The 26,294-nt window shown below is 58.3% G+C and carries 24 protein-coding genes and 1 pseudogene; 11 read left to right on the top strand and 14 right to left on the bottom strand.

Annotated elements, in window-relative coordinates:
- Positions 1 to 9: 9 nt before the first annotated feature.
- Genes brxC through GR702_RS19985 form a run of 3 tightly spaced genes read right to left on the bottom strand, consistent with a single transcriptional unit; the run spans position 10 to position 3,199 of the window.
- Positions 10 to 2,037, bottom strand: a complete 2,028-nt coding sequence (brxC, locus tag GR702_RS19995) for a BREX system P-loop protein BrxC (protein ID WP_160987331.1) — start codon at positions 2,035 to 2,037, stop codon at positions 10 to 12.
- A gap of 5 nt (positions 2,038 to 2,042) precedes the next feature.
- Positions 2,043 to 2,612 (bottom strand): DUF1788 domain-containing protein, encoded by a 570-nt coding sequence (locus tag GR702_RS19990; protein WP_066114666.1) that lies wholly within the window; start codon positions 2,610 to 2,612, stop codon positions 2,043 to 2,045.
- Positions 2,609 to 3,199: a DUF1819 family protein gene (locus GR702_RS19985; RefSeq protein ID WP_196490380.1), complete on the bottom strand. Its 591-nt coding sequence runs from the start codon at positions 3,197 to 3,199 to the stop codon at positions 2,609 to 2,611. Before GR702_RS19985 ends, GR702_RS19990 begins: the two co-directional genes overlap by 4 nt.
- A gap of 330 nt (positions 3,200 to 3,529) precedes the next feature.
- Here GR702_RS19985 and GR702_RS19980 point away from each other — a divergent pair, with 330 nt between their 5' ends.
- Entirely contained in the window at positions 3,530 to 3,739 is a 210-nt protein-coding gene (locus tag GR702_RS19980) for a hypothetical protein (protein WP_058539811.1), read from the top strand.
- 30 nt (positions 3,740 to 3,769) lie between these two features.
- Positions 3,770 to 4,429 (top strand): hypothetical protein, encoded by a 660-nt coding sequence (locus GR702_RS19975; RefSeq protein WP_058539810.1) that lies wholly within the window; start codon positions 3,770 to 3,772, stop codon positions 4,427 to 4,429.
- Positions 4,430 to 4,439: 10 nt separating this feature from the next.
- Here GR702_RS19975 and GR702_RS19970 read toward each other — a convergent pair whose 3' ends face one another.
- A complete protein-coding gene (locus GR702_RS19970) occupies positions 4,440 to 5,225 on the bottom strand; it encodes a hypothetical protein (protein ID WP_058539809.1) in 786 nt (261 codons plus the stop codon).
- A 176-nt stretch (positions 5,226 to 5,401) separates the two neighbouring features.
- On the opposite strand from GR702_RS19970, the gene GR702_RS19965 reads away from it, so the two are divergent.
- Positions 5,402 to 5,626, top strand: coding sequence for a hypothetical protein (locus GR702_RS19965; protein WP_058539808.1), 225 nt, complete (start codon positions 5,402 to 5,404; stop codon positions 5,624 to 5,626).
- Positions 5,627 to 5,657: 31 nt separating this feature from the next.
- Here GR702_RS19965 and GR702_RS19960 read toward each other — a convergent pair whose 3' ends face one another.
- The 5 genes from GR702_RS19960 to traU form a co-directional block, all read right to left on the bottom strand.
- The gene (locus GR702_RS19960; protein WP_058803349.1) at positions 5,658 to 8,444 is read right to left on the bottom strand and encodes a conjugal transfer protein TraG N-terminal domain-containing protein; all 2,787 of its coding nucleotides are present in this window, start codon (positions 8,442 to 8,444) and stop codon (positions 5,658 to 5,660) included.
- Between the two features lie 12 nt (positions 8,445 to 8,456).
- Positions 8,457 to 9,680, bottom strand: coding sequence for a conjugal transfer protein TraH (locus tag GR702_RS19955; protein WP_337192653.1), 1,224 nt, complete (start codon positions 9,678 to 9,680; stop codon positions 8,457 to 8,459).
- Positions 9,650 to 10,609: a hypothetical protein gene (locus GR702_RS22455; RefSeq protein WP_237449833.1), complete on the bottom strand. Its 960-nt coding sequence runs from the start codon at positions 10,607 to 10,609 to the stop codon at positions 9,650 to 9,652. The genes GR702_RS19955 and GR702_RS22455 overlap by 31 nt, the downstream gene beginning before the upstream one ends.
- Positions 10,606 to 11,268, bottom strand: a complete 663-nt coding sequence (gene trbC / locus GR702_RS19950; RefSeq protein ID WP_237449832.1) for a type-F conjugative transfer system pilin assembly protein TrbC — start codon at positions 11,266 to 11,268, stop codon at positions 10,606 to 10,608. Before trbC ends, GR702_RS22455 begins: the two co-directional genes overlap by 4 nt.
- A gap of 85 nt (positions 11,269 to 11,353) precedes the next feature.
- The gene (traU, locus tag GR702_RS19945) at positions 11,354 to 12,346 is read right to left on the bottom strand and encodes a conjugal transfer pilus assembly protein TraU (protein ID WP_082660520.1); all 993 of its coding nucleotides are present in this window, start codon (positions 12,344 to 12,346) and stop codon (positions 11,354 to 11,356) included.
- A gap of 94 nt (positions 12,347 to 12,440) precedes the next feature.
- Between traU and GR702_RS19940 the strand changes: the two genes are divergently transcribed.
- Positions 12,441 to 13,019 carry a hypothetical protein gene (locus GR702_RS19940; RefSeq protein WP_160987330.1) on the top strand — a complete coding sequence of 193 codons (579 nt, stop codon included), beginning with the start codon at positions 12,441 to 12,443 and terminating at the stop codon, positions 13,017 to 13,019.
- Positions 13,020 to 13,028: 9 nt separating this feature from the next.
- On the top strand, positions 13,029 to 13,304 hold the full coding sequence (locus tag GR702_RS19935) for a hypothetical protein (protein ID WP_039330618.1): 276 nt from the start codon (positions 13,029 to 13,031) through the stop codon (positions 13,302 to 13,304).
- Here the strand turns inward: GR702_RS19935 and GR702_RS19930 are convergent.
- On the bottom strand, positions 13,284 to 14,165 hold the full coding sequence (locus GR702_RS19930; protein ID WP_237449831.1) for a lytic transglycosylase domain-containing protein: 882 nt from the start codon (positions 14,163 to 14,165) through the stop codon (positions 13,284 to 13,286). The two genes, GR702_RS19935 and GR702_RS19930, sit on opposite strands and share 21 nt — an antisense overlap.
- Positions 14,166 to 14,352: 187 nt before the next feature.
- On the opposite strand from GR702_RS19930, the gene GR702_RS19925 reads away from it, so the two are divergent.
- From GR702_RS19925 to GR702_RS19915, 3 genes are all read left to right on the top strand, one after another.
- Positions 14,353 to 15,189: a DUF7146 domain-containing protein gene (locus tag GR702_RS19925; RefSeq protein ID WP_160987329.1), complete on the top strand. Its 837-nt coding sequence runs from the start codon at positions 14,353 to 14,355 to the stop codon at positions 15,187 to 15,189.
- A gap of 251 nt (positions 15,190 to 15,440) precedes the next feature.
- On the top strand, positions 15,441 to 16,889 hold the full coding sequence (locus GR702_RS19920) for an SMEK domain-containing protein (RefSeq protein ID WP_160987328.1): 1,449 nt from the start codon (positions 15,441 to 15,443) through the stop codon (positions 16,887 to 16,889).
- Complete coding sequence (locus tag GR702_RS19915) at positions 16,886 to 18,295, top strand: argonaute/piwi family protein (RefSeq protein ID WP_160987327.1); 1,410 nt, start codon at positions 16,886 to 16,888, stop codon at positions 18,293 to 18,295. The genes GR702_RS19920 and GR702_RS19915 overlap by 4 nt, the downstream gene beginning before the upstream one ends.
- Before the next feature lie 302 nt (positions 18,296 to 18,597).
- Here the strand turns inward: GR702_RS19915 and GR702_RS19910 are convergent, their stop codons facing one another.
- Positions 18,598 to 19,608, bottom strand: coding sequence for a site-specific integrase (locus GR702_RS19910; RefSeq protein WP_237449830.1), 1,011 nt, complete (start codon positions 19,606 to 19,608; stop codon positions 18,598 to 18,600).
- Between the two features lie 188 nt (positions 19,609 to 19,796).
- On the opposite strand from GR702_RS19910, the gene GR702_RS19905 reads away from it, so the two are divergent.
- A complete protein-coding gene (locus GR702_RS19905) occupies positions 19,797 to 20,744 on the top strand; it encodes a hypothetical protein (RefSeq protein ID WP_160987337.1) in 948 nt (315 codons plus the stop codon).
- Here GR702_RS19905 and GR702_RS19900 read toward each other — a convergent pair.
- The 3 genes from GR702_RS19900 to GR702_RS19890 form a co-directional block, all read right to left on the bottom strand.
- The gene (locus tag GR702_RS19900) at positions 20,704 to 21,723 is read right to left on the bottom strand and encodes a ParB/RepB/Spo0J family partition protein (RefSeq protein WP_160987326.1); all 1,020 of its coding nucleotides are present in this window, start codon (positions 21,721 to 21,723) and stop codon (positions 20,704 to 20,706) included. The two genes, GR702_RS19905 and GR702_RS19900, sit on opposite strands and share 41 nt — an antisense overlap.
- Before the next feature lie 48 nt (positions 21,724 to 21,771).
- Entirely contained in the window at positions 21,772 to 22,974 is a 1,203-nt protein-coding gene (locus GR702_RS19895) for an AAA family ATPase (RefSeq protein ID WP_160987325.1), read from the bottom strand.
- 169 nt (positions 22,975 to 23,143) lie between these two features.
- Complete coding sequence (locus GR702_RS19890) at positions 23,144 to 24,226, bottom strand: replication initiation protein (RefSeq protein WP_067490590.1); 1,083 nt, start codon at positions 24,224 to 24,226, stop codon at positions 23,144 to 23,146.
- A 654-nt stretch (positions 24,227 to 24,880) separates the two neighbouring features.
- On the opposite strand from GR702_RS19890, the gene GR702_RS19885 reads away from it, so the two are divergent.
- The gene (locus GR702_RS19885) at positions 24,881 to 25,147 is read left to right on the top strand and encodes a WGR domain-containing protein (protein WP_160987324.1); all 267 of its coding nucleotides are present in this window, start codon (positions 24,881 to 24,883) and stop codon (positions 25,145 to 25,147) included.
- Positions 25,148 to 25,313: 166 nt separating this feature from the next.
- Positions 25,314 to 26,213, top strand: a pseudogene (locus GR702_RS19880) (strawberry notch family protein); the annotation flags it as partial.
- Between the last annotated feature and the right edge of the window lie 81 nt (positions 26,214 to 26,294).

Here is a 26,294-nt window from a genome sequence, read left to right as displayed (position 1 = left end):
ATCACAACCTCAAATCTGTGCCATTGGTGCTGACGGGGGACACTCGTCTGACAGCTTCTGATCGTCGCGCAACTTGACGACGACCTGCCCGACGGAGCCATCCACACTCAACTCGATGCACCGCGCGTCGTTGAAGGTGCCAAAGTCTGGCGCCAGAGGGGTCAGAACCGAGAGGATCAAGCTGCCCTCTACCCGGTTGCCAAAGGGCGTCAGGTCGATCAACCGGGTGAGATCGAAATCCTTCCCGTTGGCGGCATGGCGATAACGGCGATCTCGCAATACGTCTTCGAAAATGACGTCGCCAAGCAGGCGGTTGAGGTCCGCTTGGCTGTAGTCCTGATCTTTGATCTCCTTGTTGATATCCCGCTCTTCGTTCGTCAGGAAGAAGTAGAGATCGCCATTGCGGCTGATCAACGTTTCACGCTCGAGCCGAAGCAGGCTCTGCTCAATCTCTGACCTCAGCGCTCGCTTGTCCGCGTCGACCTCGTCCACGAAAAACGTGACCAAATTATCGATATTTGCAGGGACTTCCTCGACATAGCGAATGAGGAACAGCGTCTTCAGAACTCGCGCATCAAAGTCGCTGCGGTCTGCAATGTTCTCTACCCTGCCGATCGCCGTGCGGACGACACCTTCCAGAAAGCTCTCAATTGCGGGGTAAAAGGCGTCCAGCGGGACGAGCGCCCCGATAGGCTTGTCCTTGATGGCCTTCGCAGCAGTCTGGAATGCATCCAGCATTGAGCGCTCACCCTTCGAAAGGTGACCGCCGGTCGCGCCGAATTGACGACTGGCTTCGAAAATCTTCTGGACCAGCAGGAATTGATATGGAGCGAATGGGTAGCATTCGACGAAACCATCCGCATCACCAAAGGAACGCAGCGTGATGCCTGAATCACGAAACGTGATCTGATTGCGTAGGATGTCTCCCTTTTCGCGGAACAAGGCTTTCAAGGCGTCTTGGGCAGCGGGGGCCTTCTCGAGCAGACGTCGCTGAATGACCTCATCCGCGTTTGCTCCCGAAAGTGAAAGGCGCGTCGTGAACCGACCCTGGATCTTCGAGAAGTCCTTGCTGCGATCCTTCTCGAATGCTCCTCCAACGACCGCTTCAATGTCCTCCTGCGAAGTGACCACAACCCAGGCCCGGCCATCGCAGACAGTACCAAGATTTTCCGTTATCGTCTGGAGGTTGAGCATGAGCTGGGACTGGCCGCCGATGAACTGGCCAACCTCGTCGGCAAGAAAGACCAAGCGCTTTGCCCCGCCCGATTGATCAAGGTACTGCCTGACCCACTTGGCGAAGTTCTCGATGGTCAGGGCCAGACCTTTATCGAGGTTGTCAATCCACGCTTGAGGGTCCTCGATCCGTTGGCTGAGAACCTTGCTCAGCGCCGCAGCGACCTCCGAGCCATAGAATTGGTAGGAATCGCGCTCCGCTCTCCAGTCAAGGTTATGGTCGGCGGCCAGCACATCGATAAATGCTTGGAACTTCCCCTTGCCATCCAGAAAACGCTCCATGTGGGCGACTTCCGGGTGATCCCCACAGTATCCGAGGTGCTCGTTGAAAACCTTCAGGAAAACTTGAAGAATGGCATCCCGGCTGTGATTTTGTTCCGCCTTGCTATCAATGTTGAAGAGTATAACCTCGGTCTGGGCGTTTGCCATTCGCCGCAAATCGCCCTGAAAGGCGCTGTCGCCAGCGGCCTTCTCAATGAAGAAGTCGAGGGGCACACGATCAGGTTTGCCGTCTTCCGTAACCGCATCATTGGCCAGTAGGTAGGACAAAATCTTGATGAAATGGGATTTGCCTGATCCGAAAAAACCGGAGACCCAGACGCCCATCCTTGCGGAAACCTCAGCGTCATTCCTGCTGTCAATCCCCTGAAGAAAGGCGTTTACGAACTGACGCAAATGCCGATCCACCTCTTTGGTGATCACGTACTCTTCAAGTTCGTTATAGGCTTTGTCGCGCTGATCGGCCTTGATAACACCATTGATCGGACGATTGATGTCTTTGGTGAAAATACTTTCGATATTCATGAGCATCAATCCACCAATCTAAATGCGCGATAGTACGGCGTTTCTTGCATATCACCGAACAATTGAAGGCTCTGGCCGCTAAATCGCCCAGGAAAGAATAGCACTAGAGGGACGCTACCCAACAGAGGTTGAAGGTTGTTGAGAAGGCTATGTGTCCTAATCAACGGGTATGCCGGGCCCACGCCTGTCAAAAACAGCATGTCGAGCGTCATGCCGCCAAATTTATCCAGCAAGGCAGCCGCCATTTTCCCGGGCTCGAGTGGACCCTTGAGCGCACTGAGCAACGAGCTAACCCCTTTGGCTTTCTCCATTGCCAATGCCTTCGCATAAAGGTCACGCTTCTTCAGTTGCTCAACGGCCAACTCGAACATGTTGACCACGCCAATCTTAAGTCCAGTTTTCCGGGCAAGATCCTCAAGCAGCCATTCGATGTGATTGTTGACTTGCTGCTCCGACACGCTGGGATAATCGAACGCGTAGAAAGGCACATCATTACCGAGGCCGCGACCGTGCAGAAATTCCTCGGACGTGATCCTATCTCGAATACGATCGAGCCGAGCCTGTAAGTTTGTCATATGAAAGCCTGCATAGCGCGAACGACTTCGTCGCATTTATGCTCGTGAAGATAACTCATTATTTCAGGCTGGTAATGAACCCGCTGGAGCAATGGTTTAGAACCATCGGAAAGCATTCCAACCTCCGTCAGAATCTGAAAAACACTGTCGCCCAATTTGTCAGTGGTAGATTGTGTCCAGATCGGCATTTCAGGATCACGCTCTCGGCACGAAGCTACAAACGTGCGCCAATGGCGACGGGTCAATTCCAGGTTGCCAGTGCGAAATTGGTCGCAAACAAAGAGCAGCAAAAAATCCTTCAGCAACTGGCTGTGCGAGATTGCTGCCGCAAACACGGATTGGGTGGCCAAGGGTTTCGAACCATCTCGAACCAACCGCCAATGGTCAGGCGTCATTGTTTTGAGGCGTGTTCGAATAAGGCTGGCCTGGCGCTTTGCTGTCCCCAGAGATGTTTTCTGCAGCACATTCTCGACTTCGATCGCTTGCTTCCATTTTTCCGCTGAAACAGATTCGAGCAGCAACCCGGCGATAACTCTTGATTCGTAGAGCTTTAGGGAGCCTCCTGCGATGTCTGCTTTGTAGCGCAAAATGATATCCCATTAGAATCTCAGCCCAACGTTCATCTAGCAGATTCGTAGCGAATCTGAACAGCCAATGTGCGGAGGTGACGATACTAGTCATAAGATTTGCGGCGGTCCGCCTCGCAGAGGAGCGCCATACCGACTCAAGGGTTTTGATGCTGAGCGCGACCCAACGCAGCGCAGTCTAACGCTTTCACGCGACAGGCTTGCCTCGACGCCAATGCAACCGGCAATGCGCCCAATCGAACAACCGGCAAACCCTTGATAGTTAGTGATACAGTCTTGACATACGGTCCACAGCAATGCGACCGATCACAGGGTCGAAACGAGCACCGAATGGCAAACTACGACGACGCTCTGAAAGTAATGGACGCGGTCGCAAAGTACCGTGAGGACGAGAGCTTGCCTAACGACCCGCACGAAATCGACCGCCTGTGCGAACGCTTGTTCTCGAACGATGGATTTGACGAAATCGCCATCGCATGGAAGCGTATTTCGAAATACGAGCGTGAGGTACACGGAGGCGATTGGCCAAAGGCCGATTGATGAGAATTGCCGTCATGCTACTATTGCCGCATGGCGAAACGGATTGAGCTCTACCAGGAAGCTGCCAAGCGGATGGCGATCAGCCCTGACGCGTGCATGGAGCAAATTCGGCGCTGCAGCATCAGTTCCAAGTTCGGATATGAGGGCACTGACCCAGCTTCGCTTGCCGCGATCGTGGGAATGGACGCAGACTGGGGTGCCGCCGCATTTGCGGAACTGCGGAGCACCGGTTTCATTAAGACGGACTGGGCCCGTTTCAAATGGTACCAGCCCAGCGGCAAGCAACTCGATGATAAGATAGCCGAACTAGCGGCAATCGAAGCCGCGGCAATCATCAGGCTGTCGTCCATGGACTGCGCGCCGGCACTACCTGTTATCCGCGCCTTGGCTGAGAACTTCCTCGAAGAAGCGGATGGCGGGGACACGATTGGGACGAGCCTTGCTCATAACAGGATGATGCTGGCGATCGTCAGCGCCACCGGCGAGCTTCGCCTCATGGAAGATTACGTCAAACACGCCAGTTTGGCGGTCGCCTATGCAGTTGCGGCTCGACTTGAGGCTGCCGACCTCGAGGGCATGAAACGTTCAGCTAATGTCATTGTGGACCTCATCGGGACGCCCGAACCGCGGGACTGTGCAGCCGAAGCTGTCGCCATGCGGCTCCACCCGAGAGAGCCCGTGATCGCGTAGGAGGCCTCACTCAGCAAAGCGGCAGGGCTACCTGACCGACCTCTTCCAAAGGCTCTATAATCGGCGTGAATGTGCGGGAGCTGCCCGCATAGGTTGGATACCCGGCTATGTTGTCCTCGATCGTCTGAAACCCATCCTGGCGGTCGTTGACCGGATAGATGCCCTCGCCCATCTTTTCGATGAGCGTCTGGAGCGAAGGGGCGATGCCATCGAAGAAGATCCGGCTAGCTGCGCGAACGCCCGCAAGGTCGCCTGACCTGGCAGATCCAAGAAACTGGTCGCTCGCCTCCACTAGAAATCCTGTGCGGACAGCATAAGAATCTGCCATCCAAAGGAGGCGGAAAAACGCCTGGGGGATGAATTGCGAGACAAGGTTGGCAAGGGTGCTTTCCTTGCCACCCAGGACGATATGCGTCAGCCCCATGGCACCAAGAAAAAAATCCTCGTGTTTCACAGGGACGTTTCGAATGCGTTCGTCGATGAATGCCGCAAGCGGGCCAAGAGTTCCACCCCCGGACTGCGCCAACCGTACTGCTCCGATCTCGACGATTGCGCCCAACGAAAGGCGCCATTCCTCAACTTGGCTCTGCGAGAATGTTGAGATGACATAGGACGTGCCCGAGCGGGTAAGATAGCCGCCGACCTTCAAGGCGACCAGCAGCCTGCGCGCCATATTGATATGAAGCCCGTAGTAGGCAGCCATGTCCTGGGCAGAGTACGGTGCTCCAGCCTTGAGCTCGCCAAATAGAATGCGCTCTCGAAGATCGAGATAGGTCGCGTCAGTCTTCGATAACATGCTCTCAACGGCTCGCTTGAATTCAGCGCAACCGCTCCCCTTCTGGTATGATTCTGGCACCCCACGCAATCGCTGATACAAATCGAATCGGCAATCGACTCCTAACCCCTCGCAGCGTTGATCCTATGATTGTCTTTTTGGCGTAAAAACGCTACGGAAAGGCTAGGAGAACCCCGATGGACGATTTCAACAACAGATCGAACATGGATCCGATCACTTATGCTGTCGTCACTGGCGATATCTCACGCGGCGCATCCCCAACTGATCTCCCTGGCCGTTTCGGCAACCCTAAGAGCCCGGAAGAGTATCTCACCTACGGAGGGAAGCCTTCGAAGGGTGGTTCGCTGATTGCACTGGCTCTTTCGATTGCCTTCCTCATCGTGGCCGTCCTTAGCTGGTAGCCTTTCCGGAATAGCGGTTGGGTTTAAAAGGTCACCGCTGATCACGATCATAGAAGCGCTCATTGAAGCGATCGTCGGCACCGTCCTCGCCTTTGCGATCCTGCTGAAAATCCTGACGGCGCTGGCCGGATCGCGTGACATTGGTCTCATAACGCTGTCCGAGAGACTGACCGCCTTCCTCAATTCGATTGCCGATCGCGCTGTCTGACGCCCCCTCGACAAGATTGCGCGGTGACCCGGCTGAACGACGGGGACCCTGTCCGCGTAAGTCTGCTTCGGTAAATGAGCCCGGACCTGAGACATTGCCCACAAGCGAACCAGATTCTGGTATCAGATCGCTGAACGGCGCCACCCGCTGATCGTAATAGTCGGAGATTATCGCCCGAGCGACCACTTCAGCAGTCGCCTGCTCCTGGGGGCTAAGATCAGTACGGGCCAGACTCGGTGCCGTCAGACCCAGTTCACCAGCCTTTTCCTGGTACCGGCTTGCGATAATCTGGCTGAGGTCAAAGGAGAGATTGGACCCATAGCCATCCCTACTTGAGGTGTTGCTGCTGAGGGATTTCGAGACCTCGTCGATCGCCGCAATGCGCTTATCAATCCGCCGAACGTCCTCAAGAGCCTGTTCACGGGAAAAGGCCTTTTCCGAGTACCCTTCGCTCCGGCTGAAGCTGCCGCTCTGCGAATAGCTGCCGCTGTCCTGCGTTGCGTTGGATCCATTTGAACGATTTTCAGATGTCGATGAGTCGAAGCCTTGGCTCTGGTTGGCTTCAGTTCCTCGGGTGACCGAATCTAGCCGCGAACGGCCGCCACTAATTCCCGCTTGAACGTTGCCGCCAATGGCACCATTCGCCCCGCTTCCGCCCTCGCCATTTGCAGCGCGATTACCGCCGCGGCCCGCTGAACCACCAACGCTCAGCGAGCCACCCTTGGTTGTTTCGAGACGATCCGTATTGCTTTGCTGGGCTCCCTGCGAGGAACTCACACGATCGCTCTCCGAGACCGTGTCGCGTGCATCAAGCGACTGGTTGTCAAACCGCTGAAGGTTCTCGCCCGACCGGAACCCTGCAGAACTCTCGGAGCCGCTGGAATTGCGGGTGCCGGTTGTTTGCCGGCTCGAAGTTCGATCAGCCAACGATAGCGCGCGGGAGCGCTCTTCGCTCAGCGTATTGCGCGCAGTCTCCAGCTCGGACAGCGTCTGCTGACGCTCAGCATTCGCGAATTGGCTGACAGAAGATGCAAACGCGAGGCGGCTCATCGCAGGTGAGGTATCGTAAATCGTCGACCCATCTGATGTTGTTCGGGTTATCGCGGCATTCGCACCTACGCTCGACATGATCGGCGCGCCCCCGGAGAACGACGGCGCCGTATTCCACTGGTCAGACTGCCGGTTGGAGCTCGAGAGGTTCATGTAGCTCTCGTTGCCGTAAGCGTAGTTTCCGGTCGTGCGCTCCACCGCTGCGGCCTCGGCCGCAGACTGGGCAGGTGCCAACATCGAAGTTGCCTGAGACGACACCGCCATCGCGCCTTTGGCCATGCCTGCAGCCAGAAACGGAATCGACATCATCAGGAAGCCAGCAATCGTTGCCGTATCCGTGTTGACGGCATCGATTCCTGCCATCCCGGCCATCGTCACCCCGCCCGGCGAGGTCGCGTTCATCGCATCAGCCGTCCGGTCCATGATGAACATGTGCAGGACCACGTAGAGCGGTCCCCAGGCGGCAAGGTAGAAGAAGCCGGTAAAGTATCCCTTCAGCGCAGGCGTCCCACTGCGCGGGATGAGAAAGAGCGGGAAGATCACCGGGAACATCGCATAGAAGACGACCGTCAGCACGATGTTGAGGAGCGGGACCCATGTCATGGCCTGCTCCGCTATCGACGTATAGGTATTGCGCGCCTGCTCCTCGGCACGCAGGACCGCGAAGGTGTCACCATCGGCCGCACCAAGGTTGGCGCGCGCCTGAAGGAAAGCGTTGACGAGCGAGCGCTGTTGGAAAATCTGCTGCGCGGACTGCGAACTGCCATGGAAATGGTTGGCGACAATCGGAAGGTCCGCAATCAGCTTCGAGCGCGCGAGCGCTGGGGTTAACCCCGGGAAAATCTTGCGACCTTCTTCCTCCAGTGCCGTGTCGGAATAGGTCGTAACGCCGGTGGCGATCGCCGTATAACCGGCCTGACACGTGACGATGGTAGGAGGGCCGCTTTCGGGCACGAACTTCATCCCTCGCGCGGGCGATCCCGGCCCCATCTCCGTCAGGATATCGTTGGAGTTCGCGATCGTATCGAAAGATTTGAAGCCGAGCAGAATGTCGTAGAAGAGGCACTGCTTCATGTACTCTTCAAGATTGGCGCTGATGCGGGGATCGCGGATCCGGAAGTCCTGGGTGCGGTCCCACAGGCGCGCGCCGTAGATCATGCCGTTGCTCGACATTTGGAGCGAACCTGGCATCACGAAAACCGTCTCAGCCGTGCGCGTGAGCCAATCACCAGCAGTCGAACTGACCGAGGCTATCATTGCCAGTCCCAGAGGGACGTTTGCGACCGTAGCGGGTGCCAGGGATGGATTGAGGCGGTCGGTAACCCTCACCGTCATCGTGGGTACGATGAGGGCACCGTACATGAGCGTGGCCCCCAGAAACCAGTTGAACCAGGCACGCCAGTTGAGGCTGAACGCCACCACTAGCAGCGTGTAAATCAAGCCCATGACCATCACGACGCGCAGCAGCGAGCGAAAGCCCCCTCCCCCTGTCCAAGCGGATACCGCGTTGAAGACATTGACGATGTATTCGCCCCCGCCGATCGTGAATATCTCCATCATGGCACGCGGTCCCTACTGGATGCCCTGGCGCGAAAGCGACGTGCTGAATGACAGCGCGGCCGACATCTGCGGCGACAGATTGTTCCTGAGCGTGCCCTCGAGGAACACCGCGCGCTGAACGACATGCTGGGTCCGGTCGAGGCGCAGCTTCATGCCTTGCGAGTATGTGTCGAGCACCTGTCGGACCGAATTGATCTGATCGCGCCACTGCGAAAGAGCTTCCTCATTGGCATTCTGGAAGGTCCCTACCCCGCGCGAGGCATAGCCATAATATTGCTGCGCAAGCGCATCGAGCAGATCCATCGCCACGATTTCGGCGAGGTCATTCATGTCGTTGCTGGTCATGCCCCCGAGGGTTGCGGCAGCGTTGACCGTCATGATCTTGTAGAGTGGAATGGTGGTCGCCCCGAGCAAGCCGATTTCGTCACTGGTGAGCGCGGCATTGCTGCGAACCTTCGCGTTCATGCTCTCGATCATCGCCCGGACCCTGGGTTTCAACGCCTGTGACGCCGAAATCGACATGGCCTGCGTGGTCGGGTTGAGGCACTTGTCGTTGGTATCGCAATTCAGCATCGTGACCGAGCTGGTACCGTCCAGAAGCGCGGTCAGAAGGGCGCGGTCGCCCTGCCCCACGAACTGGAACCCGCGTTTGCCACTGGCATCGCCATCCTGGTAGAAGATCACCGTTCCGACGAAGGTCATGAGGTACTCACGAAACTCGGTCGAGAAACTGGGGTAGCTTTGCTTGAGCATCTCCCACGTGAAGTTGTAACTCTGTGCAGGAATGTCGGGATCGCTGTTGGCCGCGATCGTCGAGGCACGCTGCCCCCCTGTCCCGCATTCATGGCGGCTCTTGGCCCAATCGGAGAACAACCCCTGGCTGTTGCCGACCGACTTGCAAATCTCCGAGGACATCCGATCGGACTTGCCCCACAAGCCGCCGACGAGGTTCTGCGCCACTTCGCAGCTGTTCATGTTGAATTGGTTCATCTGCTGAACCTTCTGTGCCATTTCCTCGATGGTCGAGGCGATCTGCGGGCTGATTGACTTGATTGCGAGCTGGAAGGCAAAGCCCAGCGCGTTGTTGGCAGTCGCTTTCAGCATGGCCACTATTTCGTCGGTGTTGATGAAGGAGAAGCTGCCGGAGAAGACGTCGATGCCCCCGCATCCAGCTTTGACCCCCGGCAGCTGCAGATTGACCGGGTTCACGTTCTTTTGCGGAAAACGGGTCCAGATGTTGCCACCCGAGTAATAGCCTGCCGACTGGCCCTGACCCGCGTCTCTCCAGGCGCAGTGCAGACCTCGCTCGCTAGCGTGCAGGTGGCACCATTCGTGGCGCTCTGGCAGGCGGCCTCGTCAATGGTCTCGCCGACGATCCGCGAGGTATTGCGTTCAATCCCGCCGGGTACGCCGCTTAGCCGAGAGGGGCATTGCCAGAACTGGCGGAAGAACGGCTCACCCGGCTCAGCACACCACCTGCGACCAAATTCCTCTTCCACCCACTGCAGGCACCTTTGCCCTACCCGAACGGTGCGCTCGAGAGTGCAAGAGCTGGAGTCCGGTGCTTGCGCAAGCATCGGACACATCTCATTGCGATCAGCAAACGCTTCGGTTTCGCAGACGTACTCCCAGGTGCGTCGTCCCTCGGTCTGGATCTGCAGCGGCGCATTGCAGTTGCGCGCCTCCGCAAAGGGCTGCGAGCCGGCGTTGCAGCTTTCAAGATAAGTCGTGGTGCCAGTGCCTCCCGGAGGTAAGGGGTTGCAGGCTCCCGCTGCTCCTCCAGGCCCACCACCAGCGCCGAGATAGGCGTCGGGGTCAGCTTCAATCAGGCGACCGGCAGACAGGTCGACAGTCCCCGGATCGAAACGGGTCCTGTAGGGATCGACGATCACACGGTACTCATTCTGATACCGCTGCGCTTCACCCGCCGCTGTCAATCCGACAGGATCGTCGACATAATCACGCGCTGGAATATCCGTACCCTGGAAGCCGGGCACGTTTGCCGCCGAACCATTGCCAAGGATGTCCGAAGACGTGGTGTCACGGACACCCTTTGCGATTGCTTCGCCTTCTACCCTAGCATCACTGGCCGCCATCTGAGCGTGAGCAAGATGACCGCAAGCCGCAAGCGCAAGGGAGACCGCAAGGATGCGCAGGCCATTCACCTCTTCCCCCTCAGATTGGCAAGGGCGAGACGGGCAACCGGCGCGCCCGGACCGTTGGCCCCGGCGAAGGTCTCGAGCACATAAGCCACACTGGTATTGCCTGAGATGCGATCATGCGGCGGCGGCGCGGTCACACAATCGAGCTGATCGCAGGGCTCGAAATCGGTCGCTAGAGCCACATAGGTAGGCACCCGGTCGACGCCGAAGGATCGAAACAGCCGGGGATCGATTGCCACGTTGCTTGCGCCAGACTGGTCTGTAACCTTGCGGATACCGCTGATGAAGGTCTGCGGATTACCGGTGGAGAAGCCGCGGAAAACGACAACGCCGCCTGCTCTGGTCGTGTCGGCGATCATCTGTGCGAGCGCCTCTTCTGGCATCGACAGGCTGGCGAATGCCACGAACAGCGGCGCACCCTTGGGGCGGGCCATGCCGGCCCTGGCGCCAGCCACCATTTCGTCGAAGTCGACCGGGCCATCCTTGCCGGCGATCTGCGACACATCGAGGCCTTCAACTGCCTCATAGCCTTGCGCGACAACCGTCTGCGCCTCTTCGCCTTGGGTTTGCGCGTTAGCGGTAGCATAGTCGAAGAGCGCCTGGGCGTCGGCCTTGAATGTATCGGCCCGCGCCTCGATCGCTTTCGGGTCGAAGTCCGTCAAATCCTGGGCAACGACGGCTGTAACACCAAGCAGCAGGCTGGCGGCGAGAGCGGGGAAGAGTCCTCTGCGGTTCATTGGCGCGACCTCACAACATGCAGCAATTGCGTTTGCGCCAGAGGAGGAAGCCGACATCCTCGCCTTTGACGGGATAGACCTGCCCAGATTTGGGCAAGATCGTGGTCGCTCCAATCGGAGAACAGGCTTCGCGGCCACTCACCATGGGCGTCGGATTTACCTGCTGCATCCGGTACTGGCTCTTCTTGAGGATCGGCATGATGTACTTGGAACACAGCGCTTTCGATCCGCTGGTGCCCCAGGCGAGACCCTGACGGTGGAGCTTGTAGACCATGCGCTCGGCCGCGAGCCGCGCTGACTGCTTGATGCCGATATTGGCACCAACATTGCCGTTCATCGGATACATCGAACCTTGGCAACCAGAGCACCAGAACAGCTCGTCCATTGGCAATCTTGCGCTGGCCGAGATGCAATCGGCCGAGCAGGCGGCCTGCGCGATGACTGAGGTGAAAAGGGCGGCCTCGGGATTGAGCAGAGATGCCAGCTCGTCGTCCTGCCAAAGCGGATCGATCTCGCTCATATAGGCAACGTCGAACGAGCTCGCCTCGAGACAGAGGAAATCGGTCACCACCTCGAGCCAGTAGAGAAGCGGGTAGATGTAATAGTGCACGTGGTATTTGGCGGTGCGCTGGGACTGGCCCCCTAGCTGCGCGCCATCCGAGGCATAACCGTTACCGATCGAAAAACCGGGGTCGAGCTTGATGCCGCCAAGGTTCGGAAAGCACCACGGCTTGGTCGAGACATCAATCAGCCGGACCGGCTCCCAGAACCCGATTGCAAGGCCGATGCGCGGCACCGGCGTGCCGCAGGCGCAGATCGGAAGATCCGGATTGTCGGTGTCAGTACGCGATGATGGCCAAATCTTGAGCGACCCCAGCGACAAGGGGAACATGCAGCCCCAGCACACATCGGTCACCGGATTGACGAAACTGCCTGAGCACCGGCCAGGCCCGCTCGGAAGACCCTGAGCCAGAACCGGAGGGGCCAGCACGGTTGCCGCCATAAACAGGGACGCAAAGCCCAGGAGGAGCGCAAGGAGCCTAGAGCGCATATCGCTCGGCGAGATTGCGTCGCTGACACCTTCCGGGGACACTACGGTGCCCCGGGATGACCATCATCAATACAGCCCTGAAGAAGCTCTTGAATCCGTATACGGCTTGGCAGAGGGCGCTTGCCGCCAGGAACCTGATGAACTTCGAACCACGTCTGATGCCGACAGGGCGAAGCATGAAACAGCCGATGCTTGCCAGAGTGCGCTGGTCTCAACCGACGCGAATGATGTCTACGGCATCCAGCGATCGGGTTTCGTTTGGGCCGAAGCCCCTGCCCTCTTCCCCTTTATCGACGGCATGGTCGAAATTGGGAGACGGCCCGGCCTGACCGAGCTTCACGCGGTCGCTCGCGTCTGCCAGTTAGGTCAGGGTACGGCCGCTCGGGCAAGCGCCATACTGGGCACAGAGATCGCACTCCTGTGCGCGCTAATCACCGGGCATCACCTGGCTAGCGGACAAATCCGCAAGAACCCCGATGCATACATGCAGGCGCTTGTGCGGCGCGCCCGCAGAGGAGAGCTCAATCTCGGCCATACGCTGCTCGGCCGCAGAAAGGCAGTATTCGGTCAGGGGGATACAAGGGCTTCGAATATGCGTATCTCTGTTCGATCATCGATGCACTAGGTCCGACTCATGAAGCAGGAAGCCCTTATCGCTTGGACATCGCTCTACATCGGCGTGGGAATGATGGCGCTGATCTGCGCAGTGCTCTCAGTTGTCGTCACGGCTGACGACTGGCGGAGTGGCAGGTGGCGACCCACGCACCAAACGGGGCTCCAGAAAGCTCTGGTCATCCCGAAGCTCTGGCTGCGCTGGCAGCTCAACTACCTCAAGGGCGCGCCCGTTATCCTGGCAATCAGCGTGTACTATGCTTGGCACGTCGGTTTCTCAGTGTTCTGGGACGTCTGATCGTCCATCGAATGAGGCAAGCAGTACCCTGCGAAACGGATTGGGCGCGGGAATTGCTGCCGAAGTCAGCGACACGCCGCCGGTCGAATTCGGAATGCCAATTGAGCCCATGATCGTACGCACATAGTTGCGGGTCTCACGAAACGGCGGGATGCCGCCAAACTGGTCCACGCGTCCCGGGCCTGCATTGTAGGCAGCCAGTGCAAGCTCCCATGTCCCGAAGCGATCCAGCTGCTCGCGTAGATACCGCGCACCGCCGACAAGATTTTGCCGAACATCCCAAGGGTCGCTGACACGCAGATATTGGGCCGTGCCGGGCATCAGCTGAGCCATGCCCATCGCACCGGCGCTGCTTCGGGCGAAGGGGCGGTATCTGCTTTCCTGCGCCAGCAAGGCATCAAACAAAACAACAGGCACGCCGGCATCGCAAGCAACGTCGACGATCAGGTTGAAATAGGCTGTCCGGCGAGCCTGGGCATCCCTGCTGATACCATATCGCGGGAAGAAGCTGCGGGACTGGCAGAGTGTGTCATCCTGCACAGGGCGGAAAGGTGAAGAAGCAGGGCCCATGAATGATGCACCTGCCCGCATCCACGAAGGAACAGCGGGACGCGCGGCATAGGGATTGATCGTGAAGCTGTGAGGGATCAACTCAAAGTCGCCGTTCAACTCTGGTGAAAACGCATCCACTGGAGCCGGAGGCGGTTCCACTGATTGCTCAAGATCGGCTGCCGCGCGCAACTGTGGGGCGAGCACAGCGAAATCCGGTTTTGCCTCTGGCGAAAACACGTCGAGAATTGCTTCGCGCGCCGACGATGGCGTCGGCGTCAAAGCGATCAGCAAAAATAGAAGATTTTTCATGACCACACCTTTCGGCGTGGTTCGGATATCGCCCCTCATTACTAAATGAACAGGCGGCGCATGGCAATCGCCCTCAATCTGGCATCGCACAGACGAAAGAGGCGTGGGCCGTCGCGAGCCATGCCGGAAAAGGTCGGGCCGATCCAGAGGGGAAAGATGGTGAGGCTGAGCTGAGAGGATCGAGTTTATGCTGATTGCGCTCAAACCCAGCCAGGAGACCATCGACATCGTTGCTGCACTGAAGGGCCGTTGGCACGGTTCCTACGCGATGTGCGTCTGCCCCGCGCACGCAGACAGAACCCCTTCCCTTTCTGTCCGGCAGGGCGAGCGGGGTATTCTGGTTCATTGTTTTGCGGGATGCCGCAGCGAGGATGTCCTGCGTGAAATCGGTAGGATCAAGCCAATCCTGAACTCTCCTTCGCCGAGCTACCGGCCAGAAGGAACTGCGCCCAATGTCAGAAGGATCTGGGATCAGGGCACAGAAATCCGGGGGACGCTCGGCGAAGTCTACCTTCGATCGCGTCGACTGCCAGTCGATCTCCCCGACTTACGCTTTCATCCCCGGTGCCCATTCGGCCGCAAGCCCAAAACCACCTTCCGGCCCGCGTTACTGGTCGCTGTCAGAACTGGGCACAAATTGACGGCTATCCAGCGGATCAGGCTGACGGACGACGGAACATGGCATGATGGCAAATTCATGCTCGGCAAACCCGGACAGGGTGCTTGGGCTCCACAGTTCGAAGGCAACGTGCTCGCCATTGCTGAGGGCATGGAGGACGCGGCAAGCTATACTCTGATCAGAGGAATCCCGTGCTGGGCAGCTCTGGGGAATGAGCGCCTCGCACTGATCGAGGTTCCAGAGCATGTTGGCACACTTTACATCGCCGAGGACAACGATGGTCCTGGCCGATGTGCTGCAATGGCGGCAGCCGAAGTCCACAAAACGTTGAAGAGACAGACTTCACGGGATGCGCCGCCAAGCCAATGCCAAGACTGGGCGGAAGTTCAGAGCGATACCCGTTGAATAAACATTAGGATGAGTGTCGGCTCTCGATCCAAAGCCGGTAGTTCGCGGACCCGTCCTTCAAAGGCAGCTTCTGTCGGAACCTGTCGTTCACACGATTCTTCGCTGACAGACAGCAACGCGCCTCGATTTTAGTCATTCAACACGTGCCGACGCCGACGCATAATTGAGACGACAACGGTCCTTCTCCCTTGCAATGTTCCCGGTGCGTTCCTAACTTGCTAGCCTGTCTGTTCGGGAGGTGTGCTGAGGTGCGGCAGCTGAAGCTTGAGAATGAGCTCCGCGATATTGTGAGCCGTATAATCGTCCAGGTCGAGCTAGCCACGGCTCAAGGACGGACGGACATCAACCTTGCACTTGAGGATGCGTTCATCCCGATTCTCAAATCCGTTTTCAACCTTCCCCATCTCATCAACCTCAACCGAAAACAGAGGAACTTCCCTGGTATCGACTTGGGTGATGATCATGACCGCGTCGCGTTTCAGGTCACGTCGACAACCACGCTGGAGAAAGTGAAATTTACGATCGGTCAGTTCATTGACCGATCATATTACAATACCTTCGACGAGCTCTACATCCTTATGCTCGGCAAAAAGCAAGCATCCTACAGCCAGAACGCCGTGAATAGCCTGCTGCCTGCGGACTTCTCGTTTAACTGCGCCAAGCACATCATCGACCTAAGCGACATCCTGCGGATGATTACCGGGTTGCGGCTCGCGGCCCAAGAGCGGGTGCTGAACGAGTTCAAGCACATCCTTGGCGAAGTCGACGCCTTTGTTAGTATCAGGTCGCAGACCGTCGAGGCGCCAACCGCGATCACCACCAACCTTCAGCGTCTCAACCTGCCGGAGGCGGTTTACGTGGCCGAGTTGACCATAGATGACAAGGCGGTGATCGCTCGTGCGAAGGCCGAACTCAACTATCGCGGGTATGCCAAGAGCCGTAGGTCCGTCGTGAAGATGGCGCTGCTGCTGAACGACATCCACACCGATGCTTGGGTTTGTCACGATAACAAGCTCTTCTCGTTCAGCGACATCGAGACGAATGGATTGGTGAGCATCGTTGACGAGGGAACGATCGAGCGCCTCGATATATCGGATCTCGCCGACTCGGATGAGCTCGACAACGTGAACGTGCTGAAGCAGCTTCTGTGGGCTGAGACGCGTCAGATGCTCAAGCCTCGCGATGTCCGGGCCCACCCAAAGGACGGCTTCTTCTATTTTGTGCCCGGAGAGGATGGGCAAGAGTTCCGCAAGGAGGTTTGGGTCGGGAAGGTCACAGCGACCCGTACCGTCTACAAGGTGTGGTATCAGAAGAAGGATCCGGAGAAGGTGGCGCACCACCAGCACTTCTCATTCGAACTGACCTTCACCAAGCTGGATGACACCTGGTTCGCGCAGATCGTGCCCAGTTGGTACTACACGTACGATGGCTTTAAAAAATCGAATTGGCACGACGACCTGCTCTCCAAACAGAAGCGCCTCGAACTCAACCTCAGCGTGCGGAATGCGGTTCGCTTCATCGCTCATTTCCTTGCGAACACGGCGGCCGAAGAAGGCCCCTGGGAGGCCGCCCTGACTTTTGGTGCGCTTCTCGAGTTCGATGTCAGCGACGATGCGGATGATGATGTCGGCGACGACGAGGCTTTTCTCAACGAGGATTTAGTACCCTTCTCAGCTGACGGTGAGGCAGCGGCATGAAGCTCACAACCCTGTCCGAGCCGATGCTCGAATTTGGAACCGGCACCCACATCTGCCCCCGCACGGGGATCGAGAATATGGGCGTCTACGATAAGCGGGACGAGTTGAGACGAACGGAGCTGCGGATCGGAGTTGTCGGTCGCGGCGAAGGCATCGACCTGCTCGACGAGTGGCTTGAGAAGTGCCGCGACGGGATCGAGCGGAAGAAGGAATCGCAGCTGCTCAACTTGTTTCGCGGTTTCGGTGGCGTGAATCAAAACTACGGGTTCCTAACCCGCCTTATCAACTCGCCCCAGTATACCCGAACACTGAAGAAATCGGACATCTCGGCCATCGTCAAGCTCGGTTCCCGGGCCGATCGCGTGGAGCGTGCGGTCGAGTTATACTATGAGCAAATCCGGTTCCTCGCGGAGAATAGGTCGGTCGACGTCATCGTGTGCGTCATGCCGAACGAGATGTTCGATTCGGTCACCACCGCCGCTTCCGGAGACGGTAAGGACGAGAGTGTGCTGGAGCACAATTTCAGGCGCATCCTGAAGGCAAAGTGCATGCATCTGGGCACTCCGCTCCAACTGGCGCGTGAGAAGACGATCCTCATCACGAAGCATTCGGGTGATCAGCAGGATCCGGCGACCAAAGCGTGGAACTTCTGCACCGCGCTCTACTACAAGGGCAACAGGACGATCCCTTGGCGACTCGTCGAAGACCCAGCCAAGCTGCGATCGTGCTACATCGGCATCGGGTTCTACAAGAGTCGTGACGGTGAAACGGTGTCGTCGAGCCTAGCCCAGGTATTCGACGAGTTTGGACATGGCATCATCCTGCGCGGGACGCCCGTTTCGATCGACAAACGGAACCGCCATCCATACCTGAGCGAAGATCAAGCCTACGAGTTACTGCGGGACGCGCTGGACGAATACGACCGCGCCCTCGAGCACATGCCAGCTAGAATTGTGATCCATAAGTCGAGCCGCTTCAGGGAGGGCGAGCGCAGGGGCTTCTTGCGCGCTCTTGAAGAGAAGGGCATCCGGTCAAAGGACTTCGTCGCCATCACCGATACCGACATCCGTTTGTTCAGCGACAAACAGTACCCGGCGAAGCGTGGGACGCTGCTCACGATTTCTGAGACGGAGGGCGTCCTGTATACCAGGGGGACCGTCGACTTCTACAAGACCTATCCCGGGCAATATGTTCCGAGCCCGCTGAAGATCACCGTCTACGAGCAGGACTCGTCGCTCGAGGCGCTTTGCGATGAGATCCTCGGGCTAACCAAGATGAATTGGAACAACACCCAAATGGATGGGCGCCTGCCGATCACGCTCGAATGTGCTAAGAAAATTGGGGACATAATGAAGTATGTAAGCATCAATGAAAAGCCGCAGGTCAGCTACAGCTTCTATATGTGACTTGGCTCGTCCCGCCGCAGCCGTCGCACGTGATTGGTTCCTATTAGGATGAAATGCGTTCACTCTCAGGTTCTTTGATTGTCATCTTTGGGCTGGCGCGTCGATACACTGCCGCTTCGCCAATAGCCTGACTTCTGTAGGCCTCGACTTCCGGTTGAGCAAAGGCGAGATATCAGCTGCTGGCGAAACCCGCCGTTCGAAAGATCGGCAAGGAACGGTTGCTTAGCCCCACTTGAATCCATTGCGAACCAGCGCTGGTCGCCTTGAGGGTACAATGCTTCCCCGAAATTTCAACATTCTCGCTACAAGAAGCTCTCGCCTGCATGGTTGTCGAACAGAGCAGCATCACGGACATAGCCAAGCAGGACCTCGACCTTCTTCTGCCGCGAGACCTCCTGCATCTTCGGCAATGAGGCCCCCGCCTTGGCTGCCTCGGTCAGGAACCCTGAGCGTAGCGAGTGCGCACCGACTGCGGCAGGATCGAGCCCAACCTTTTCGGCGTAGCGCTGGATCAGGCGGGCAACCGAGCGATCCGACATGGGCTCCTTGGTAATCATCCCTTGTGCGTCGGTGCGGTAGAACAAAGGACCAGCCTCCCCTCCCCTTACGCGCAGCCATTCGTTGAGGCGCGGACCGGGCTTGAGCACCTTGCCCGAGGGAACCGCGATGACCTGCCCTGCCCCCTCCTGGTCGGTCTTGGAATGCCGGATCGTCAGCTTGAGCCCCTCGCGCACCAGTTCGAGGTCAGCCAGCTGTAGCGCGACCAATTCGGAACGCCGCAGCGCCGCCGCCAACCCAAGTGCCATGACCGCTCGGTCGCGGATCGCTCGCGGACCCTGGCCTTCGGCCGCTGCAATCATTCGAGCCAGATCGGCGGCCAGAATTGCGCTCTTCTTGCGCGTCGGCCGCGCGCGCTGCTCGCGGCGGATTCCAGCAAGTGTGTCGCCAATGACATCGCGCGGATCGCGGTGCTGGGGCGCAACCTGTCCTGCCTGCCTGTGGTGCCAGGCGATGGCGGCAAGGTGCCGCCCGATGGTGCTGTCCGCCCTCCCCGCCTGCGCCAGCGAGGCAAGGTATGTGGCCACGGCCTCCGGCATAGCCGGCATAGGTTCAAGATCGCGCACCCAGCACCATTCTTCGAACTGCCGCCAGTCGCTATCATAGGCCCGCACAGTGTTGGCCGCCTTGGACCGCGCCCGGTACGAGCGCGCCGCTTCAATCTCAGCCGCTAGCTGCGACGGGATCACATTCCCCAGCGGCGCGAGCGCTGCTTCATCTGAAAGCACCAAGGCCATTCTGCTGTGATCGTCCAAGGCAACACTCCTGAGGCTTCAATGCCGCTTCTGTGCCCTCCGCTTGCCTTCGGGCCGAGGCGACATCGCAGTGAATTTCGCCTGCTTTATATTGAATAGTGCGTCGTCCGTGAAGGGCGCTTATCGGACAGCAAATCAACCATACAAGCCGGGTATACTTTTCAGGCCATTTATATACTATCGTGGTGATGGTATCTGCCCCAGCACCTTGGCAACTGACGCTTGCCCGCATCGAAGGCGCCCTCCCCTTCATCTCGCCCGAGCTGTCCGAATGCCTTGCGCTGGCATCACTCCGTCGCCTCTGGCGCATGCATGTGCGCGATTATCCGTTTGATAATCTTGGAATTGAACACAATCCGGGTCTTGAGGCCGACGAGCTGATGCGCTCGTGGTATTCCGAGGAGCGCCGTCAATTCTTGTCGTGGATCAGCCGGCGAGGTCACCCTCCCCTCGCCCATGCCGCCAAGCTGGCCATGGCCGCGAAAAACCACTCCGAAGGGTTCAGCGAGGCCTACTTGCCCGCCGATCGCGCGCTCGAGCGGCTCGATGCGTTGCTGCCGACCCGAGATCCGGTCGGCACCCTGCTTGAGTGGCTTGAGGAACTGCGAACCGAGGAACTCGACTTCTTCGAAGGCGGGAGCGAAATGGTCAAGGTCGGCGGGTTCGCGATCACGCGCTCGGCCCCGCGTGGCGCGGCCTGGGCCGCCTCACTAGCGACGGCCATGCGGCCTCATCTTTTTGGCTTGGGATCGGCCCCGCTGGCGCTTGCAGGCGTGATGCCACGGGTCCTGTTCCGCGAATTCCACGAAGAACCCCTGCCCGGGCTTCTCCGTTCAGCGATTCAGACGGCCGCTGACAAAGCCGCGGCCGATTTGCGGATGATGCGAGAAGCTGTCGCTTTGGCCGACAAGCAGCTGGCCGGACGACTGTATGCCTCCTCCACCGCTCCGCAGGCGTGGCGCATGATTGTCAGCCTTGGCCCTCTCACCAGAGCGGAACTTGCAAGAAGCCTTGGCGTGACAAAGCGAACCGCTTCGCAATCCGTATTGTCGCTGCAGGAGGCAGGCATGGTGGGCTTGCGCGAGATCGATAGCGCTATGCTACCGGCCAGTGCTGATCTAGTACACCGCGGATAGCCTCTTCGGCTTCCTGGCGCGTCGCACCACCCTTGTTCAACAAGGTGATCCGAACCCCCTTGCGATCAGCTCCCTCAATCCGAAGCACAGGCTGGCCCACAGCATTGGCGACAGTCTCGGCCTTTCCTGACTTCTTGGGGGATCCTGACTTCTTGGGGGGATCGACCGCAAGAGAAAGCGCCTTGATCACTTCCAGCACAGAAGGTGACTGGCCAGTTCGCTCCCGTTCGGCAGCAAGCCGGGCTGCCTCCTGGAAGGCCCTCTCCCTCCGGTCCTCGGGCTTCAAGAGCGCTTTGAGTGCGATCGCATTACGAATTCCGAGTTCCTGCGGATTGGCAAAGGCTATAGTCAGCTCTCCGGGCAAGCGGGCCAGATCGAGATAACGTGTTAGCCAGCTTTCGGACACCTTGAGGCGTTCGGCCATCGTCTTCTGCCGACCCTCGTAGTAGGCCGTCAAAGCTCGCAGATAGTCCTTCGCCCGTTCGAAATCGGTGAGGTCGTCTCTTGCACGGTTCTCGAGATCAGCGAGCCGGAACGCCTCCTCGTCACCGATTTCGCGGACGTCCACGAGGAACTTGAAGTCTGGATAGTTGTGCGCCCGCAGCCAACTGATCGACCAGTGCCGCCGTGCACCGCAAATGACCTCGAAGTCATATCCGTCGTCACCAGACAGGCGCCTGACAATTGCCGGGATCTCCTGTCGGCCCTGTGCCTTAATGCTCTCAATCAGGTCAGCGCAGCGCTCCTCGGTGAGGAGCGCATAGTCGCGATTGTGGCCAGACCACATCCGACACCTTGCCGGGTCGACGAGCTCATGCGTGCGCGAAACAATCGCCCCAGACGCGAGATCAGCCAAACGGTTTGAACGCCCGGTCAGCACATTCGAAGCGATGCTCGATCGCCGCGGCGCGGCGGACTCTTCGGTCAAATCGATTCCTGCCGCCAAGTCGGCGGCAAAGCCGCTGTTCTTCCTACTCATGCATGCCTCCCATCAGCAGAATTGCACGCGTGCAATTTCCCCAGCGGCTCATACCAATGCCTCCTGGCGGAGGCGCTTCTGATGGCTTGGCCACATCGATCGAATGTCGACTTCGATCTCAGAGTTCACGCCATCAAGATAGTTCAAGCAGCGATTGCGCACCGCCGAACTCGTGGCCGGTCCGTCGAGTTCATAAACGGTCATTAGCCGCGCAGTCGCATTGTCGATCTCGGCAGAATCCTTGAGCGGCGTGCGAACCATGGCGTGACCAAACAAGGTCCGCATCAACTGCAAAAGCTCCTTCTGCATAGACTTGTTCTCATCGACCTTTGAAGCGACGAAGCGCAAAAACGTCAGCTCTGGCGCAAGACCCCGGTCCGCGAGCTGCTCAATCGTTTCATCAAGCATTGATAGGAAAGCAGCGGTCGACGAGAAGTCCATCACGGTCGGAGGGACCGGCACCACCAACGCATTCGCAGCCCGCAACACGGACAGAGAGATTGCGCCGAGCGCCGGCGGGGGATCCATGACGATGACATCGAACCGGTCCGAGATGCTCTCAATCCCTTCCTTGAGGCGGTCGAGCAAGGCACCGTTCCCCTGCGCCATTCTGGCGGCCAATTCATACTCGGAATTGAACAGCCGAAGATTGGCAGGGATCAATTCAAGGCCGTCGAAATGGGTCTTGCGGAGGGCGTAGTCGAGCGATGACCGCTCACCCTCACGAAGGAACGGGTAGAGGGTATCGTCCTCTGTCAGATCGAGGTCTGGCACGTAGCCGAACAGCGTCGTCGCAGACGCCTGACTGTCGCAGTCGATCAACGCAACACGATAGCCCTTGATCGCGAGGTATTGCGCTAGATGTACGGAGAGCGTCGATTTGCCGACACCGCCTTTGAAATTCTGAACCGCAACCACGCAACACGGATCAGTCGGAGCACGATACGGCCTCGTGCCGAATACGCCGCGCATATCGTTAAGCTGGGCAAGAGTGTATCTCTCGCGCCGATTGCTATCTGTCCTCACTGGCTCGGGCAGCCTTCCATCTTTCTCGGCGTCCCGAATGGCCGCCGGTGTCCGCCCGACGAGCTCGGCTGCCTTCCCGATCGTAAAGGTAGGCTCCCGGCGCGCATCTGCCCGAGCGCTTCGTGCGGAGTCGCGCAGCTTTTCGAGCACTGAGGATGTTCGACTGGCTAGCGTTGCCACCGAGACCAAACGCTCGGCTTCTTCGATCTGAAGTCCGTTAGACACATGCCGTCCTTTCGCAATTGGGAGTGTGCTACACCCACTTGCGCTTTTCGGTCAAGAAAATCACAAATTTCGAAAGTTCAGACGCCTTGTCGGGCCGATTTTAGGATGGATGCGCGCCATCCTGACTCGGTGGGGGCAAGGAGAATTGCACGCGTGCAATTTAAGCGGCTCAGGGTCGCCCCCGCCGGTTTACCCACCCCTCGCAAAAACCCTTCCAGGCAGCGATCAGCTTGGCGCCACGTAGCTTCTCCAACCGATTGCCCATGTGCTCGCGGAATCCGCTCGCGATAAGATCGACATCCCATCCGCCGCCGTGCTTTTTGGCGACTTCAAGCAGATCGGCGTGTCCGAAGCGGATCGAACCTGACGAGGGGAAAGTTGATTCTAGCTGCTTAGTGACAGGCGCGTCGGTCGCTGGTGCGGCGATTGCACCCTGCCCCGCTGTCACAGTCTCGACAGAGCCAGTACGCCTTGCTTGGCGTCCCGCGGAGTGCCTATCCAGTTCATCTACCGTTTCGAGGACTTCAGGCGCCCCTTTCGGTTCAAATCGGAACTCAAGCTCGGTGACCGTTCGCCCTTGTCGAATTTCACGCCACTCGACGCGAAAGTGCGCCAACTGGTCAATCTCGGACTTTGCCTTCTCCAACACCTTGCGCCGAAGTTGAGCAAAGTCGGTGTAAACGTCAGGCGGAATGCCAAGCGCTGCCCGCAGCGCTTGCATATCTCCTCTCCAGGTTGCCTGCCGTCGATGAAGGCGAAGCGCTCCTAGCTCGTAAAGCTTCAGGGCATAATTCGAGCGGAAGCCCAAGACCGCTTGCCGATTGAGCACCGCATAGGTCTCAGACGCCTGGATCAGCTTGCGCGCATCAGGCGTGAACTCCCATTCGATCCATCCCGTCTCACCGCCATCCTCGTCCGTCTCCTCTTTGGACCGTGAGATCAGGGAAAACAGGAGGGTGGCCTTCTTTCCTCTCCACGACTTATCATCCACAGCAAACAAAGTGCGATGAAGTTCCTGCAGCATATCGCTGATCCGCTCATTGCCTTTATGGCCGCGACGGATATCGGCCTTGCGAATGCGGTGAGGCCGGTCCTCCCACGCATCACCACCGGCAGTCAGAATCATGAGGGCAAGGAGCCGGGATGCTGTCAGGCTCAGTGACTCACCTTTGACGAACTTGATCTCGATGATGTTGCCCGGCTTGGCAAACTCGTCCCCGCCTTTCGCCTTCAATGCAGCAGCGACGCGCATCGCACGGCCCGGTGTTGCCTCTTCAGGCTTCTCTTCGAGGGCCTCAGCTATTGGGCTGCCATCCGCTTCCATGCCATACTGCGATCGTAGCTCGATTCTTGGGAACGCATTTGCTGCCTGACCTGACCTCTTACGTCAAGTCAGGTCAGGATCGAACCCTGAACGCAGCCCCCAAAAGGTCAGGATTAAACGAGCTGAATAGACTGGCGGAATCGGCGGATTTCCTGCGAGTCGGCAACGCTTGTCAGAAGATACAGGATAGGACTCAGTTTTTGCGAGAACAGGCAGCGCGATCCTCTCGAATGGGAGCTTGCAGATCAGACATTGGCACTTCCCCCAATTGGTCAGGAATGCCCCAGAAGGTCAGGGGGAAGCCCCCACTCGGTCAGGTGATAGCCCCCATAAGGTCAGCCAAACACCCCCGCCGGGTCAGGAACATTGTCATAGGGCATTGAACTTACATCAGAATTTAGCTCTGAATCTGAATCTCTAGAATCAGAAATCCTTCCGCTGCAAGCAGCGGCGTTTTTTTGATGATGTTTTGAAAGTGTTGAGCCAGGTCACAGCCTCCAATCGCTTCACTGAATCACTGACGGGTCTGTGATTCAGATTTCCGGTTGGACCGCTCACCCATGTCTCTGCCACGCTGCCATCATGGAAACACCGTTCAGCCAGTCGTGGCATTGGCAGGCTATCGACCCCTCACGCAATGTTGCACGCGCTTACGACCTCTGGATCGAAACCGATCTGTTTGGCTGGACAACCATTGAGCGGCGGTGGGGACGGATTGGGTCAAAGGGCAAGGCGGTCACCACGAGCTATCCGGACAGAGCAACGGCTGACGTAATCGCACAGCAGATCCGAACACGACGCGAAAGCGCAATCCAGCGGATTGGTGTTCGCTACCGAGCAGTCGGATAACTTCACTCGATTAGTAGGCGTTCTTCTAACTGAGATCTTCTCCCTGAAACGAAGCAGCTTCGCCAAAGGGGGGAGGGGGATGACCTGATGCGGTTCAGCATCAGGAGCAGACCGTGACCGACCTTTTTGAACAATCCAGCCAGAAGCTGGACGCAGCAATCACCGAAACGCGTGGCAGCAGTATCTGCCTGGCCAGTTCGTTCCGGCTGAAGAGGGCGTAGGCCTGCAACTCGACGAGCAAGGACGGGCCTATCGCAAAGGCTATTTCCTCGGCGATGGCACGGGGGCAGGGAAGGGCAGGCAGATCGCCGCCTGCATCCTTGATGGATGGCTTGCCGGACGCCGGAAGGCCATCTGGGTATCGAAGAACGAGAGTCTGCTCGAAGACGCGCGCCGCGACTGGAGTGCCATCGGCGGCCTTGCTGCCGACATTCAGCCGCTTTCGAACTGGAAGATCGATCAGGCGGTTCCGTTTCGCGAAGGAATCCTGTTCGTCACTTACCCGACCCTTCGGAGCCAGCGTCAGGATGCCACGCGCCTCAAGCAACTACTGGACTGGGCGGGCGAGGATTTCGACGGTGTCATCGCCTTCGACGAGAGCCACGAGATGGGCGGGGTTGCGGGAGGCGAGGGCGCCCGGGGCACGAAAAGCGGATCCTTGCAGGGCATCGCCGGCGTACTGCTGCAAAACAATTTGCCCAATGCCCGGGTTATCTACGCCTCTGCAACCGGGGCCTCGGAGGTCAACAACCTTGCCTATGCCGTGCGGCTCGGTCTGTGGGGACCGGGCACTGCGTTTGCCAACCGCGAAGATTTCATCAGCCAGATCAGGGCAGGGGGCATCGCAGCGATGGAACTCGTGTCGCGCGACCTCAAGGCACTCGGGCTCTATCAGGCGCGCGCGCTCAGCTTTGCAGGGGTCGAATACGACATCCTGAAGCATGATCTGACCGCCGAGCAGATCGCGGTCTATGATACTTATGCGGATGCCTGGGCCGTCTTATGGCGAGCTGCGCATAAGATGGCTTATCGCGAGGAAGCGGTAATGCGAAGGAACGCGGCGTAGGCCTGCGACGCTGCGGAGCATTTCGCCACGTCCTTCACATTATTCTACAGGGTGTCGAGCCATTCCATCAGACTGGCATCT

The sequence above is a fragment of the Novosphingobium silvae genome, assembly GCF_009856825.1.
In the GTDB taxonomy this organism is placed as follows: domain Bacteria; phylum Pseudomonadota; class Alphaproteobacteria; order Sphingomonadales; family Sphingomonadaceae; genus Novosphingobium; species Novosphingobium silvae.
This window is presented reverse-complemented; position numbering and strand designations above follow the sequence as displayed.

Coding starts and splice junctions, on each gene's coding strand:
- brxC (WP_160987331.1), bottom strand. CDS start 2,037: ATGAATATCGAAAGTATTTTCACCAAAGACATCAATCGTCCGATCAAT.
- GR702_RS19990 (WP_066114666.1), bottom strand. CDS start 2,612: ATGACAAACTTACAGGCTCGGCTCGATCGTATTCGAGATAGGATCACG.
- GR702_RS19980 (WP_058539811.1), top strand. CDS start 3,530: ATGGCAAACTACGACGACGCTCTGAAAGTAATGGACGCGGTCGCAAAG.
- GR702_RS19975 (WP_058539810.1), top strand. CDS start 3,770: ATGGCGAAACGGATTGAGCTCTACCAGGAAGCTGCCAAGCGGATGGCG.
- GR702_RS19970 (WP_058539809.1), bottom strand. CDS start 5,225: ATGTTATCGAAGACTGACGCGACCTATCTCGATCTTCGAGAGCGCATT.
- GR702_RS19965 (WP_058539808.1), top strand. CDS start 5,402: ATGGACGATTTCAACAACAGATCGAACATGGATCCGATCACTTATGCT.
- GR702_RS19960 (WP_058803349.1), bottom strand. CDS start 8,444: ATGATGGAGATATTCACGATCGGCGGGGGCGAATACATCGTCAATGTC.
- traU (WP_082660520.1), bottom strand. CDS start 12,346: ATGGCGGCAACCGTGCTGGCCCCTCCGGTTCTGGCTCAGGGTCTTCCG.
- GR702_RS19935 (WP_039330618.1), top strand. CDS start 13,029: ATGAAGCAGGAAGCCCTTATCGCTTGGACATCGCTCTACATCGGCGTG.
- GR702_RS19930 (WP_237449831.1), bottom strand. CDS start 14,165: ATGAAAAATCTTCTATTTTTGCTGATCGCTTTGACGCCGACGCCATCG.
- GR702_RS19925 (WP_160987329.1), top strand. CDS start 14,353: ATGCTGATTGCGCTCAAACCCAGCCAGGAGACCATCGACATCGTTGCT.
- GR702_RS19915 (WP_160987327.1), top strand. CDS start 16,886: ATGAAGCTCACAACCCTGTCCGAGCCGATGCTCGAATTTGGAACCGGC.
- GR702_RS19905 (WP_160987337.1), top strand. CDS start 19,797: ATGGTATCTGCCCCAGCACCTTGGCAACTGACGCTTGCCCGCATCGAA.
- GR702_RS19900 (WP_160987326.1), bottom strand. CDS start 21,723: ATGAGTAGGAAGAACAGCGGCTTTGCCGCCGACTTGGCGGCAGGAATC.
- GR702_RS19890 (WP_067490590.1), bottom strand. CDS start 24,226: ATGCGCGTCGCTGCTGCATTGAAGGCGAAAGGCGGGGACGAGTTTGCC.
- GR702_RS19885 (WP_160987324.1), top strand. CDS start 24,881: ATGGAAACACCGTTCAGCCAGTCGTGGCATTGGCAGGCTATCGACCCC.